We start from the raw sequence: 15,126 nt of genomic DNA, 5'->3' as shown, positions 1-15,126 counted from the left end.
TTCGACGTGACGCTCGAGGAGCGTCCCATCCGCCTGGGCGGCGTGCGGACGGACAACCCGGTCAACGGGCTGGACGTGAGCGGCTCGCTGGTGCTGCTGGCCGAGGGCTCGGGGCTCACCGTGGTGGACGCGAGCAGGAGCCGGCTGCCGTACATCACCGGCCGGGTGAACACCGGTGGCCTGGCGACAGGGGTGCGCATCGAGGGCTCGATGGCGTACGTCAGCATCACCCAGCCCGGCGTGCCCAGCGGGCAGATCCAGGTCTTCGAGCTGCTGGGACCGCAGCCCGAGTTCGACCACGCCATCCTGCTGTACCCGGAGGACGGGCTCGCGTTGGACCTTGGGCCGGACCGCTTCTACGTCCTCACGTCGAACATCAACGCCTCGGGTGGAAACGGCCTGCGCCTGGCCATCCATGACCGCGCGGGTGCGCGGGTGGGCGGTGTCACCGTCGACGCGAACGCGACGCTGGAGCAGATGATGCGCGCGCGCATCACCGTGCGCGCCGGCCGGGCCTACGTCACGGTGGGCACGCGCCTGTACGTCTTCGACGTGACGACGGCGAACGAGGGCCAGCCGAAGCTGCTCCAGTCCACGTTGCTGGAGGCGGAGGGCTCGGGCCTGACGTGGTTCGGCGGCGCGCTGTGGGTGGCCACGCGCGGTCAGAATCGCAGCGTCGTGGAGGTGCCGTCCTCGGAGCTGCTCGCGGTGGGCTCGGCTCCCGCGGATGGGGCCATGGCGCCGGTGGGCACGGACGTCCGCATCGACTTCACGATGCCCGTGGCGCTCAACACGCTGCAGCCGGGCGCGCTCGTGGTGGAGGCCGTCTCCGACGCCCACCCGACGGGGCGCATCGTGCAGGGGACGCTGAGGGTGGAGGCGACGGGGCTGAGGACGTCGTCCCTGTTCTTCACGCCCGACGCGGGCCATGTCTTCGAGCCGGAGGAGGAGGTCGAGGTGTCGCTGACGGCGGGAGGCGTGCGGTCGATGCTGACCGAGGCCGGCCTGACGTATCCGCTGGCGACGCCCGTGCACTTCCGCTTCAAGGTGGACAAGGCGGGCCGGGCGCGGCCCTCCATCACCCAGCTGACCCCGTCGAGCGGCCTGAAGACCGAGACGACGACGGTGCGCATCGACGGCACGAACCTGGGCAGCCCGGGGCTGGTGGTGTTCGTGGGCGAGACGCCCATCACCGGCGCGGGTGACGTGGTGTACGACTCCGAGACGGAAGCGCTCACCGTGCGCATTCCTCCCTCGACGAACTCCGGCCCGGCGGCGGTGCGCGTGGGGTACGCGGATGGCATGACGGCGACGCGGCTGGGGACGTTCACCTACCGCGAGGCGCTCCAGTTGAGCGCGCCCGTTCCCGACAACTCGGGTCAGCAGGGCGGCGTCGAGGTGGCGCTGCGCGGCACGGGCTTCCTGCCCGACATGAAGGTCTTCTTCGGTGACGCGCGCTCCTTCACGGTGCACGTGCGCTCGGCCAACGAGGCCACGGCGGTGGCGCCGCCTCACGGCGCGGGCCTGGTGGACCTCACGGCGCGGCTGGAGCTGCCCATCCACTCGGGTGGGACGCAAATCAAGGAGGGTGTGCGGCCCGACGCGTTCCTCTACGGCGCGGGCGCCATGGCGCGGCTGGAGACGCCTCCGCTGCGGCAGGTGCTGGTGGACCGGGGCGTGCTGTATGGCGCCATCGGCGGACAGGTGGAGGTCACCGGGCCCAACGGCGCGGCGGTGGAGGGTGGCGGCTCGCGTGCGCAGTCGCAGGGCGGCCTGTACATCGCGGACCTCTCCGAGCAGACGGCGGTCCGGCAGATGGCCCGGGTGATGTTCACCGACAGCGGGACGTCGGGGGCGTACCAGCTCGCGAAGCAGGGCAGCACGCTCTACGTGGCCGCGGGCACGGCGGGCGTGAAGGTGGTGGACGTGGCGCGGCCCTCCGCGGCGAGCGTGAAGTACACGCTGCCGGGAACGGGGGCCACGGTGGGCGTGGCCGCCGCGGGAGACATGCTCTACGCGGCGGACGCCTCGGGCATCCGGGCCTATCGGACCACGGAGAACCCGCAGCCCCGTTTGACGTCGCAGCGGCCCATCCCGGGCGGCGTGACGGCGATGGCGCTGCATGGCCACCACCTGCTCGCCGCCACGGAGGGCGCGGGCGGCACGCGCCTGCTCGTGCTGGACGCGCGGCGCGGAGACCTGGCGCAGGTCGGTGAGCACGCGCTCATCGGCGCCGCGCGCCACATCGCGATGGACGGCTCGCGAGCCTTCGTGTCGCTCGGCGCCAAGGCCCAGGTGTCCATCATCGACGTGAAGACGCCGGACGCGCCGGTGCTCCTGGGGGCGCTGGTGCTGGCGGACGTGACGGGCCGTGGCCGCGTCTCCGCGGAGCAGACGCGCGTGGCGGCGGGCATCGCGTACGTCGCGTCGGGCGGCGGCAAGGTGCAGCGCTTCCGGGTGACGCACGCCGGGGCTGTCACGCCGCTGGAGCATGCGCTCGTCCAGGGCGACGCCATGTCGCTGGCGATGATGGACCGCTACCTGATGGTGAGCACGCTGGTGCTCGACAAGAACGGTCGCGCGGTGGAGCTGCCCGTGCAGCCTCCCGACGACGGGCGCGGCGAGCTGGCCGGCACCCTGGCCTCGGTGATGCTCGACCACCTGGAGGTGCGTGGCTCCATTCCCGAGGACGGCGAGACGGTGCCGGTGGGCACGCGCCCGGCGGTGCTCCTGTCGGAGCTGCCGAGCACGGACACGCTGGATGAGCTTCGCCTGGAGACGCTGTCGGCGTCGCCGCAGACGGTGGCGGGCACGGTGGAGGCCCGCTCGGACGAGGGCGGCGCCAGGGCCACGTTCATCCCCGCGTCCGCGCTGACGGTGGGCACGCGCTACGTGCTCAAGGTCGGAGCCGGCCTTTCGGACCTGCAGGGCGGCGCGCTGGGCGCGGACACGGAGGTGCGCTTCCAGACGGCCACGCGCAACACCGTGGAGCGCCCGACGCTGGGCGAGGTGAGCCCGGGGTATGGCCTCACGGCGGGCGGTGAGACGCTGACGATCCACGGCACGGGCTTCGAGTCCGGCTGCACGGTGCGCATCGGCGGGCAGCTGGCGGGCGCGACGTCCCTGGGTGCCTGCGCGGTATCGCAGGGGGGCAAGGTCATCACCGTCCTGGCGCCTCCGGGCGTCGCGGGCGCCGCGGCGGTGGAGGTCATCAATCCGGATGGCCTGTCCGTGTCTCGGCTGGGGGCCTACCGCTACCTGCCGGTGCCCAAGCTCACGAAGGTGGAGCCGGCCTTCGCGGAGACGATGAGCCGCGCGCAGGTCCGCCTGTCGGGCGAGGGCTTCTACGCGGGCTCGAAGGTGACGTTCGGCGGCGTGCCGGCGCTCACCACGACGGTGGACGTGTCGGGCACGCTGACGGCGACGGTGCCGGATGGAATCGTCGGTCCGGTGGACGTGCGCGTGGAGACGGGCTCGGGCGGCAATGCCCAGGGCAGCTCCCTGGTGGCGGGCTTCACCTTCACGCTCGCCCAGCGCGAGAGCCTGACGGTGGGCGGGGCCGCGAGCGCGCTCGTGGGGACCACGCTGCTGCAGGCGCGGGACAAGGACCTGGTCGCCATCGACCTGTCGACGTCCGGCAACAAGCTGGAGCTGGGCCGCGTGGCCGGTGTGGAGGGCGCGCTGTCGCTGGCGGTGTCGGGCGACCGCGCCGTGCTGCTCGGGACGAACGTGGTGGTGCGCTACGACCTGGGGACCTGTGGCAGCGGTCCGGGTGTGCCTTGCGCGCCCGAGGAGCTGGACCGTGTCCCGTTGGTGACCGGCGCGCCCCTGTCGACGGTGGCCGTGGGACCCGGCGCGACGACGGTGGTCGTGGCGGGGGGAAGCGAGCTGGTGGTGCTCGGTGAGCTGCGCGAGGGCGCGCAGACCCGGGACGCGTTGGTGGTCGTCGCTCAGCACTCGGTGGCGCCCGCGCGGGTCGTCGCCCTGGGCGTGGTGGGCGAGGCGCTGGCGGTGCTGATGGACGAGGGCCAGGTGTCGCGCATGGAGCTGCGAGACCTGAGCGACGGCGAGCTGGAGCCGCTCTCCGTGGTGAGCGGGCTGGCGGGCGTGGCCCAGGCCCTGGCCGTGGATGGCAGCCGCATCGCCGTGGCCACGGGCCGCACGGCCCATGTCGTGGAGGTGTTGGACCCGAAGCTCCCGAGGCGGCTGGGCTCGTGGACGTCGGCGGATGAGTCGACGAGCACTCCGCGCACCGTGGCGCTCGCGGGCCCGTGGCTGCTGGCCGCGGGGACGAACCGCGCGGCGTGGATCGACACCACGACGGCGCCGGGCTTCGTGGAGCGCACGTTCTTCATGCACACGGTGTCGTCGCTGCCGAAGGCGCTGCTGGGAGACGGCATCGCGCTGCTCGCGGGCGCTTCGCGCACGCAGCTCTTCGACACGCTGCCGTATCCGACGGTCCGGCACACGTCGCCGCCTCCGGGAGGCGCGCTGTCGCCGGAGGCTCCGGTGAAGGTGTCCCTGGCCAGCGAGCTGCCGCTGACAGTGGCGGCGCAGTCCTCCATCCTCCTGCTGGAAGGGGAGACGGAGGTGCTCGCGAGCGTGGAGCGTTCGGGCTCGGTGGTGCGTGCGCTGCCCGAGGACACGCTGGTGTCCTCGCGTGACTACACCGCGCGCGTCACCCTGGGCGCGACGCCGTACCGTGGCGGAACGGTGCTGAGCCCCTGGTCCTTCTCGTTCAAGGGCGGCGCCGGCGAAGCGGGCGTGCGCGTCAGCCACATCAGCCCGGACCACGGGCCGGTGGCCGGTGACACCGTGGTGACGCTCACGGGCCAGGGCTTCTCCGCCGCGTCCCAGGTGTACTTCGGCGCGACGCGGGCGGAGGCCGACCCGACGCACACCGCGAGCAGCACGGAGCTGCGGGTGCTGGCGCCGTCGACCCTGTTCGCGGGGCCGGTGACGGTGCGCGTGGTCGATGGTGGTGACGAGGCGCGTGTCCCGGGCGGGTTCGTCTACACGGCCCCCATCACCGTGTCGGAGGTCACCCCGAACCGGCTGGACTTCGCCGGGGGCTGGGTGACGCTGAAGGGCACGGGCTTCACCCGGGGCCTGGAGGTCCGCTTCGCGCCGGGTGCTCCCGCCGCGAAGCTGTCCGGCTTCACGTCGACCCGCGTGGATGTCCAGGTCCCCGCCGGAGTGGCGGGCTGGGTGCCGCTGTACCTGTCGCAGCCCGGCGCGAGCCTGGTGCTGCCCGAGTCCCTCTCCCGAGGCGACCTGAAGCCGCCGACCTCGCGGCCCGTGTACGCGCCCGTGGGCGCCGTGCCGCTCGCGCAGAAGGTGTTCAGCGCGACGTTCGACGAGCCCATCCGGATGCACACGGGGAGCGAGTCGGCCACCACGGCGGTGCTGACGAACGTCGCCACGGGTGAGGTCCTGCCGGGCACGGTGAGCGTGTCGGGCTCGACGTTGACCGTGACGCGCGGCACGACTCCGCCGACCCTCGCGTCCAACGGCGCTTACAAGCTGACGCTGAAGAACGTCTACGACCTGGTGGGCAACGTCCAGGCCTCACCGGACGCGCACTACTACTACGCCCAGGACACCATCGACCCGACGGTGGCGCTGGCCTTCGTCGGCCGCGCGATGCCCGTGCACAACGCCACGCTCGGCATCGGCACGGAGTACGTCTTCGCGGTGTCAGGCACGGACGCCAGCGGGACGAATCTGGAGATGGAATTCTTCATCGACGGCGAGGAGGTGTCGCGCGTGGACCGCTGGACGCCGCACTTCCGCTACACGTGGCGGAGCATCCCGCCCAGCGGCCAGTCCACGCTCGTGGCCCGGGTGACGGACCCCAGCGGCAACGACGCCGAGCTGTCGGCCACCGTCTTCCTGACGAATGACCGGGTCCCCTCGGTGCGCTTCCTCGAGCCCACGCTGTCCGCCGTGGAGCGCACGGAGGGGGGCACGCTCCCGCTGGTGGTCCGCGCGGAGGACCCCGACGCCCTCAACGCCCTGGAGCTCAGCCTGGACGGTCAGCCGTTCCGGCGCGTCACGGGCCTGTCGGGCCAGCTGCATGACTTGACGGAGTCGCTCCCGCTGACGCTGTCGGGCTCGACGAGCGAGGTCCACGAGCTGGTCGCGGTGGCGACGGACTCGCGGGGCCAGACGTCTCCGCCCGCCCTGTTGCAGGTGACGGTGACGCCGGACGTGCAGGACCCGACGGTGGCGTGGCTGTTGCCGACGGCGGGCGCGAAGCTGCCCTCGGGCGCGGGGCTGGACCTGCGCGTGAAGGTGACGGACGACAACCGCGTCGCTCGCGTCACCATCGAGGAGCTGGTGGGGACCGGCGCGGCGAAGCAGGTCGCCTCGTTCACGGGCGTGCCCGGGGCGGTGCGCTGGGTGGCGCCGACCGTGTCCCAGGACACGCAGGTGAAGCTGCGCCTGCGGGCCTACGACGCGCGCGACAACGACGCGGAGGCGACGGTGGACGTCACCGTGCTGGGCGCGAGCTCGAGCGCGACGCGGCCGATGGTGAGCCTGCGTGAGCCCGCCGTGGGCAACACGCTCGCGGAAGGGGCGCTCGTGGACGTGCTCGTGGACGTGAGCGCGCCCGCCGGCATCGAGTCCGTGCGGCTGGAGATGGACACGCAGTCGGTGACGCTGACGAACGCGCCGTGGCGGCACACGTTCAAGGTGCCCGTGCTGGTGAAGGACGCGCCGTACTACGTGCCCGTCCGGGCGGTGGCCACGGACGTGGAGGGACTGCAGAGCGAGCAGCTGGTGCACTTCTTCTCCGTGGTGAACACGCAGCCGGACCCGGTCATCCAGGTCGCGACGCGCCCCGCGGGGCCGATGTGGCTGGGAGGCTCGTTCCTGCGCGTGGGCGCCGAGGCGGGCAACATGACGCCCGTGCCCTCGCTCCAGGTGGGCTCGGTCGCCCTCACGGAGACGGCGCCGGGCGTTTACCACCTGCCGTCCGGGCCGGAGTCGGCGCCGGTGGTGGCGAGGGTGGAGGCGCTGGAGACGGGCTCGCAGCGGCTGGCGAGCACGAAGTCCGGAACGCTGGCGGTGTTCGCGGGCACGGAGGCGTCCGTGGTGCGGGAGCCGTCGCTGCCGGTCATCGCGGTGGCGGCGCGGAGCGACGCGTGGGCGGTGGTGCGTGAGGACCCGGCGGGCGAGAGCCTGGTGGAGCTGCGCTCGCGCGGCGCGCTGGGGGTGTTGGCCGAGCGTCGGGTGAAGGGCCGCGCGGTGGGCCTGGCCTTTGTCGAGGACTCGCTCGCGGTGGCGGTGCGTCGCGACGGCGCGGGCGTCATCGAGCTGATGTCGCTGCCCGACCTGACGGTGACGACGGTGCCCGTGAGGCGTACGCCCACGGCGCTGGCCTCGGTGCGTGGCGCGCTGTTGATGGTGGGCACGGACGAGGGCGTGGAGGTCCTCACGGCCTCGGGTGCGCTCGCCGCGCGGCTGTCCGGAGCGCCGGTGAAGTCCCTGTCGGCGAACGGGACGCGCGCGCTGGTGCTCGAGTCCACCCGACTGGTGTCGCTGGACCTGTCCACGCCGCACGCGCCCACGCAGAAGGCGTCGGCGCCCGTGTCGGATGGGCAGCTCGTCGTGGGCGTGGGCGCGGACCAGGCCTGTGTGATGGGGACCCATACCGTGCGCTGCTTCGAGGAAGCCGGGAGCCTCCTGGAGCAGCAGGGGACGGGGGCCGGCGTGGATGCGCCGGTGCGCTCGGCCTCCGTGCTCGGGCCGTGGCTCGCGGTGGGGACGGACCTGGGCGTGCGCGTGTTCGACGTGCGCTCGGAGCCGGTGTCGGGTGGGGTGTATCCGTTCGGCGCGGGTGACTTCCCCGCGCTGACGGGGGCGGCGGTCCTGGCGGCGGGAGACCTCCTGTCCGCGGAGGCCGGGGCGGTGGCGCGCCTGCCGCTGGTCCGTGGGCCGGCCAGGCCCGAGCTGTCGCTCCAGGTGGCGTCGTCGACGGCCGTGGCGGGGAGCCGCCTGGCGCTGACCGCGTCCATGACCGACGAGGCGGACACGTTCGAGGCCTTCGTCTCGGTGCTGAAGGTGAACGGCCGCACGGTGCAGGTGCTGGACGGACGGCTGCCGTCCGCGGTGGACCTGCCGTTGACGGGGGCCACCGCTCGCCTCGAGCTGTCGGTGTTCGACCAGGCGGGCAGGTCCGACGCGAAGGTCGTCGAGGTGGGGCTGACCCCGCCGACGACGGGCCCGGAGTTCGTGTCGCTGGACGCGCCCGCGCAGGTGTACGAGGGCACGCTCATGACGGTGGTCCCGAGGTTCGTGGACCCGTCGCGGGTGAAGCAGGTGACGGTGACGCTGAAGGATGGGGCGACGGTGCTCGACAGCGTCACCGTGAGCGCGCCCTTCCTGCGGGCGGTGCTGCGCGTGCCCATGGTGGGCACCGGCGTGGGCCATGGCGTGACGGTGGAGGCGACCGCGACGGACGACGTCCACACGGCCATCTCCGCGCCCACGCCCGTGCTCGTCTTCACCAACCCCCAGCCGGTGGGGACGGCGTTCACGCTGACTCCCGCGGTGGCCCAGGTCGTCGAGGGCCAGCCGGTGCAGGTGACGATGGCCTTCGGCAGCGGGGTGAGCGCGCCGGAGCGGTACACGGTGAGCTTCTCGGTGGGCAGGACGACGATGACGCAGACGGAGCAGCAGGTCATCGTCTCGCCCGCCACCGTGGCCACGCCCCGGATGCCGAACCTGGCCCAGGGAGAGGTCCAGGCGCAGATGCTCATCACCGCGCGCCTGGTCGATGGTGACGGCCGCGAGTCGGTGGCGAGCACGCAGGTGCTGGTGCTGGAGGATGTGTCGAACCCGACCATCTCCGACATCGTGGTGACGCCGACGGGGACCGAGGTGTCCGCGGGCTCGACGGTGACGGCGAAGCTGGTGGCCGCGGATGGGACGTTGCCGCTGGCGGAGCAGGTGCTGCGCGTGAAGCTGGGCGGGGCGCTGGTGGCCTCGGGTGGGCCGGCGCTGAGCTACACCGTGCCGGTGGGCACGCCCTCGGGCACCGTGCTGCGCGTGGAGGGTTGGGTGAAGGACCTCCAGGGCCGCGTCGGCGAGGCGTTCCGGGAGCGGACCGTGAGCGCGCCGGTGTTGTCCGACGGCGCGGTGACGGTGGCGGGCATGTTCGCCAACGCGGTGGACCTCGCGGTGCTCGGCGACCGGGTCCTCGTCGCCACGCCCTCGGGAGTGGCCGTGGGTCTCCGGGTGGAGGACGCGCAGGGCGTCACCGTGACGCCCGTGGGACAGGTGCGCGTGGAGGGCACGCCCCGCTCGCTGGTGGTCCAGGGACATCACGCCCTGGTGGCGGTGGAGCAGGGCGGCCTGTGGGTGGTGGACGTGTCGAGGCCGGAGGCCCCGCGCGTGGTGGGCCGGCACGAGACGTCGTTGGTGATGTCGATGGGCGCGTCGAGCCGGGCCTTCGTGGCGCACGAGTCCTCGTACAACGTCGACGAGGTGCACCTGACGGAGCCCTCGGCGCCCGAGCTGCGGCGGTACGTGGAGCGCTACAACCCGTGGCTGAACACGCCGCTGCTGGGCGTGTCGAACGACCGGCTGTTCTACGCGTCCGCGCAGACGCTCTACGCGCACAAGGTGGAGTCGGAGTCGGTGCCTTGCTGCGGTGGGCCCATGTCCGTGGGCCTGCAGTCCACGGTCCGGCAGGTGGACGTGGAGGGGGGCATGGCGGTGGTGGGCACCGCGCGGGGCATCCACGTGGTGCACCTGGGCGCGTCGAACATGGTGGCGCTGGGCGAGGCGCAGCTGGGCATCGGGACGCGGGCGCTGACCGTCAGTCGGGGTCTGGCCTACGTGGCCGGCGACGACGACGTGCTGCGCGTGGTGGACCTCCGCGAGCCCACGGCGCCGCGAGTGCTGGGGCAGCTGCCGGTGGCGGCCCGTTCGCTGCGCGTGTCGGGTGGCGCGCTGCTGGCGGCGACCCCGCGGGGGCTGGTGGTGCTGAAGCTCGTCGACCGGGTCTCGGAAGGGACGCAGCCGCCGATGCTGGGCGATGGCTGGTCCACGACCGATGCCGTGGTGGGCGTGGCTGCGGCGCGGCGGGGTGTCATCGTGGCGGCCGGGCTGGGTGGCGCGTCGCTGCTGGACCTGGCCGACCCGTCGCACCCGGTCTTGAATCGCGCGGTCTCCACCACGCTGAAGGCGGTGCGGCAGACGGAGCGGCTCGGTGGGGACACCTTCCTGCTGAACGACGCGACGCTGTCCGTGCATACCGACGCGAACACCACGGGAGCCTTCACCGTGGACTCCACGCGGGGAAGCCGGCTGGGCGGCATCGGGAGCGTGGAGCGGTTCGCAGTGAGCACCGGCCGGCTGTGGACGGTGGGCGGCGGAGTGCTCGCCACGGCCAGCCTGCCCACGGTGGAGTCCATCAAGAAGCTGGACCTGCAGGGGCCCACGCTCGACGTGGCGGGTGATGAGCGCCGCGCCGTCATCGCGCAGGGCACCCTGGGCTTCACCTGGGCGGAGCGTGACAGCGCCGGAGACATCCTCCGGAGGGCGAGCGTGTCCGGTCAGGCCGCGAACGTGGTGGCGCTGGAGGGACAGCGACTGCTGGCGGGCAACGACGACGGCTTCCGCGTGTACACGCTGGACGCGGCGGGGAGCCTGCGCGAGGTGGGCACGGTGCCCACCGAGGGGGCCGTGCGCCGCATCCGGATGGTGGGCCTGCTGGCGCTGGTGTCGACGGACGAGGACGTGCAGCTCTGGGATGTCTCGTCCCATACGCCCGTGTTGAGGGCCACGCTCGACGCGCCGGACGCGCGCGACGCGGTGCTGGCCGGCGACCAGGTCGTCGTGGCGCGGGGCTTCCAGGGCCTGTCGGTGTTCACGGCGCCCGCGCAGCTCGCGCCTCCTTCGGCGACCCTGCGGTTGGCGGCCGCGCCGCTCATCGTGGAGCCGGGCACGCTGGTGTCGTTCGACGCCCGCACGTCCGGGGCGCGGCTGGGGAGCGCGACGCTGTGGGTGGACGGGGCGCCCTTCGCGCACCTGGAGACTGGCGCGGTGTCGGGGCAGTGGTGGGTGCCGGAGTCGGCGCTGCCCGGCTCGGAGTGGTTGCTCCAGGTCCGCGGACGGACCGCCAGCGGCGCCGAGGCGCAGTCCGAGGCCCAGATCATCCGCGTGAGCGCTCCCGAGGAGGAGTCGCTGTGGGTGTCGATGCAGGAGCCGTATGCCTATCAGGAGTTCGCCAGCGGTCAGCTGGTCCCGGTCCGGGTGGACGTGTCCGGCGGCGCCCGGCCGTACACCGTGACGGTGAGCATGGAGGACGTGTTCGTCGGTGTGCTGTCGCCCGTCGTGGGCGCTCCGAGAAACTACGCGGGGGTCGTCCGGCTGCCGGCGCACCTGGTGGGCAACCCCGAGGTCCATGTGGACGTGGTGGACGCCCTGGGCCAGTCGGTGCGTGGAACCCTGCCGCTCCAGGTGCGTGACTCGTCGAGTCCGCCGACGCTGCTGTCGGGTCTGCCGCCGCGCCTGTTCGCGAGCCCCGCGAAGAACCCGCTCTACCTGTCGGCGTGGGACGACGGGCCGTCCGTGCTGCGCTTCTCCGTGGACGGTGTGGTCGTCGCGAGCAGCGCCTCGGACGAGCAGGGCGGCGAGCACGGCTTCGAGCACCTGCTCGAGTTCCCGACGAAGCAGGCGGGAGACACGGTGACGCTGCGGCTGGTGGTGGAGGACACCCTGGGCCAGCGCGTGGATACGGGTGAGCGCAGCTACACGCTGCTGGAGCCCGTGGCCCTGCCGGACATCGAGTACGTGTCGATGTACGAGACGCGAGCGGAGGGGACGTCCACGAACATGAGCGCCGAGGCCAGCGACGTGGACGGAGACCTGGACACGGTGAGCGCGTGGATCATCTACGGCGCGACCTGGGTGAGCCCCACGCACATCGTGGGAGGCGGGACGCCGCAGCACCTGGCCACCAGCACCGACGGCTATGTCGAGGCCACCTTCCCGGTCCCGCTGCTGTCGGACCCGGTGTTGGCGGGCAAGACGTCCCTGGTGGTGATGGTGGTCGCCCGGGATTTGATGGGCCACGAGAGCCGGCGCTACACCGAGCTGAACATCAGCGAGAACGAGGTGCCCGAGGGCACCTTCAACTTCGGCTCATGGCCGTGGGGCCGGGAGCTGGTCGCGGGCCATCCCGTCGAGGCGGGGGTCAGCGCGTGGGATGACGTGGGGCTCCAGTCGGTGTCGCTGACGGTGACCGATTCCACGGGCGCGGTCTTCACCGCGTCGACCACCTGCTCGGGCACGAACAACTGCTACGTGGCGCTTCCGTCCAGGGCCTTCCCGGCGGGTGCGCTGCACCTCGAGGCGGACCTCACCGACGTCCGGGGGCTGTCCGTGTCCATCGAGGCCACGCACCAGGTCGCGGTGAACCGCGCGCCGTGGTTCTACCTCTCCTCACGTGAGAGCTATGCGCTGGCCGGCCGTCCCATCCAGGTGCGGGCGACCGTCTACGACGAGAAGCGCATCGCCCTGATGTCGCTGACGGCGGACGGCGTCACGCTGGGCGGCAACGGTGGGATCGACGTGAGTCCGTACTCCGGTTACACGCTGACGGGCACGCACACGCCGTCGGCCCCGGGGACGATGACCGTCACGTCGTTCGCGGCGGACTGGCTCGGCGCGACCGCGACGTCCGCGCCGCTCCAGGTGCCTGTCTATCCGTCCGACCGGGGCGGGGCGTGCCAGTCCTCCATCACGATTCCCACGGGCGTGGACTTCTTCCCGCTGAACGTGGCGCATGCCACGACGGTGCAGCAGCCCTGCGGGTATGGCTCCAACTCGGGCAGCGGGACGTGGTTGTCGCTGCCGTTCGATGGCCCGGTCGAGCGCCTGGAGGTGTCGGGGAGCTCGGGCTACTACCTGCCGCTGGCGTTCTTCATCCAGGACATGACGGGCGAGGAGGGCTGCACGCCGGTCCCCGAGCGCGCCACGTGCCGGACGACGGCGGTGACGAGCCTCACGACGGGGCCGCTGTCGAAGGACGCGAAGATCTACTTCCCGAACTCCGGGCCGGGCGTGGGGCTGCGGCTGGCGAGCGCCGTGCTGGGGGTCGGGGCGCGGTGCACGCCCGGGAACGCGAACTTCGTCTGCGGCCACGGTGTCTGCGGCGAGCAGGAGAACGAGCAGGACCCGGATGGCTCACCGGTGTACCGCTGCCAGGCGAACGCGTGTGACGACGGCAAGAACAACGCGGACGGAGACCTGGTCTACGACTACCCGAGCGACCCGGGCTGTGAGTCGCCCGAGGACGACGACGAGACGGACCTGCTGCCGCAGCCCGCCTGTGCGGATGGCGACGACGACGACGGGGACGGTCTGGTGGACTGGCCGGAGGACCCGGGGTGTGGCAGCGCGGCCGGGACGTCCGAGTCGGGTGAGGGCGACAGCTGCGAGGCGCCCATCGACCTGACGACGGAGGCGAGCGTGGGCCTGGAGCCGCGGGCCGTGCTGCCGCTCGACTTCACCGAGGCCGTGGATGACCACCGGTTGAGCTGCTCGACGGCGGGGCAGGTGGACCGGGTGGTGGGCATCCGGGTGCCGGGGCCCGGGTCGGTCTTCGTGGTGGGAGACCCGCAGGTGCAGGGCATCTCGCTGCGGGATGCGTGCGCGCTGGACTCGCGGACCCGGACCTGTGACGTGGCGTCGGAAGCGCAGGTCACCGGCTACACGTACCTGCCGGAGGCAGGCGTGGTCTTCGCCGTCGTCGAGGGGACGGGCCTGGGACGCATCGACGTGTCCGGCCTGCTCGATGACGACGCCGCATGCGACCCGCTGCAGCCCTGGTTCCAGTGCTCGGAGACGCAGGTCTGCCGGCCGAAGGAGCTGGAAGGGGGAGGCGTGTCCTCCACGCTGTTCCAGTGCCGGCTGCCCCGGTGCTCGGACGGGGAGGACTCGGATGAGGATGGGAAGAACGACTTCCCGTACGACCCGGGGTGCGAGAGTCCGATGGACGATGACGAGACGGACCCGACCCCGGTGCCGGCGTGTGGCGACTCGGTGGACAGCGAGCCGGTGGGCTTCACGGATGGGTTGATCGACTTCGCCCTGGCGCCGGGGGGAGACCCGTCCTGCACGAGCGCCGCGGATGACAACGAGGTCGCGTGTGGACAGGTCCTGCCGGCGCAGAACCTCCCCACGGCGCCGCTGGTCCTCGCGGGGAAGACGGCGCGGGCGGGGCGGTACGTGTCGGCGCAGTGTGGCGGGGTGAGCGGGGCGTCCATCAACGCGGTGGCCTATGACCTGGTGGCGCCCATCGCGGGGACGTACCGGTTCGCGGTGGAGGGGCGCTCGAACCTCTACCTGTCCCTGCGCCAGGAGAATTGCCGGGGTGGGTTCGTCGCGAAGTGCAGCCGGAACAACTGGCCGGACGGCGTGATGGGCGAGGTGACGCTCGCCGCGAACGAGCGCGTGGTCGTCGTCCTGGAGAGCTACGGCCCGCAGGACTTCACGCTGAACGTGGACATGCCGTACGCGTGCAGCAACGGGCGCGACGACGATGGTGACGGGCGCGTGGACTACCCGAGCGAGCCCGGGTGCGATTCGCCCAAGGATGAGTCCGAGGTGGACCCGGCGGTGCTGCCCACGTGCTTCGACGGCGTGGACAACGATGGCGACGGAGAGATGGACTATCCGCAGGACGCGGATTGTCAGGCGGCCTCGGGCCGGACGGAGCGCGCCAACTGCCAGGGCGTGGAGGGGGTGACGCTGACGGGGGCGCTACCCCTCTGGACGGCGGGGAGCACGTCGGGGGCCGGTCATATCGACCACGATGTGCCGGCGTGCCGCTATCCCTCCTCGGCGCCGGAGAAGGTGTTCTTCTGGGAGGCGCCGGCGGCGGGCTCGTATGTGATTGATACGGCGGGCTCGAGCATCGGCACGGTGGTGGCGGTGTACCCGCGCACGTGCGAGCCGAGGCAGGTGCTCACGTGTGATGGGAACTACCGGGGCGAGGGCGTCTCGGAGGTCCGGATGCCGCTGGCGGCCGGTCAGGCCATCTCCATCGTCGTGGATGGCTACAGCGACTGGGACGTCGGCAGCTTCCAGCTCAGCATCCGTCAGGAGTGA

1 protein-coding gene (running past one end of the window) is annotated in these 15,126 nt (G+C 72.5%); it reads left to right on the top strand.

The window, feature by feature from the left end; all coding sequences use genetic code 11:
- Nucleotides 1-15,126 carry the 3' portion of an IPT/TIG domain-containing protein gene (locus AC6JA9_RS23510; protein WP_497957857.1) on the top strand. Its footprint begins 16,953 nt before the window's first position, so the window shows 15,126 of its 32,079 coding nt (coding positions 16,954-32,079); the start codon falls outside the window, past its left edge; its stop codon occupies nt 15,124-15,126.

Source organism: Myxococcus sp. MH1, from assembly GCF_059738865.1.
The sequence above is the reverse complement of the archived record's forward strand: the minus strand, read 5'-3'. Positions and strand labels throughout refer to the sequence as shown.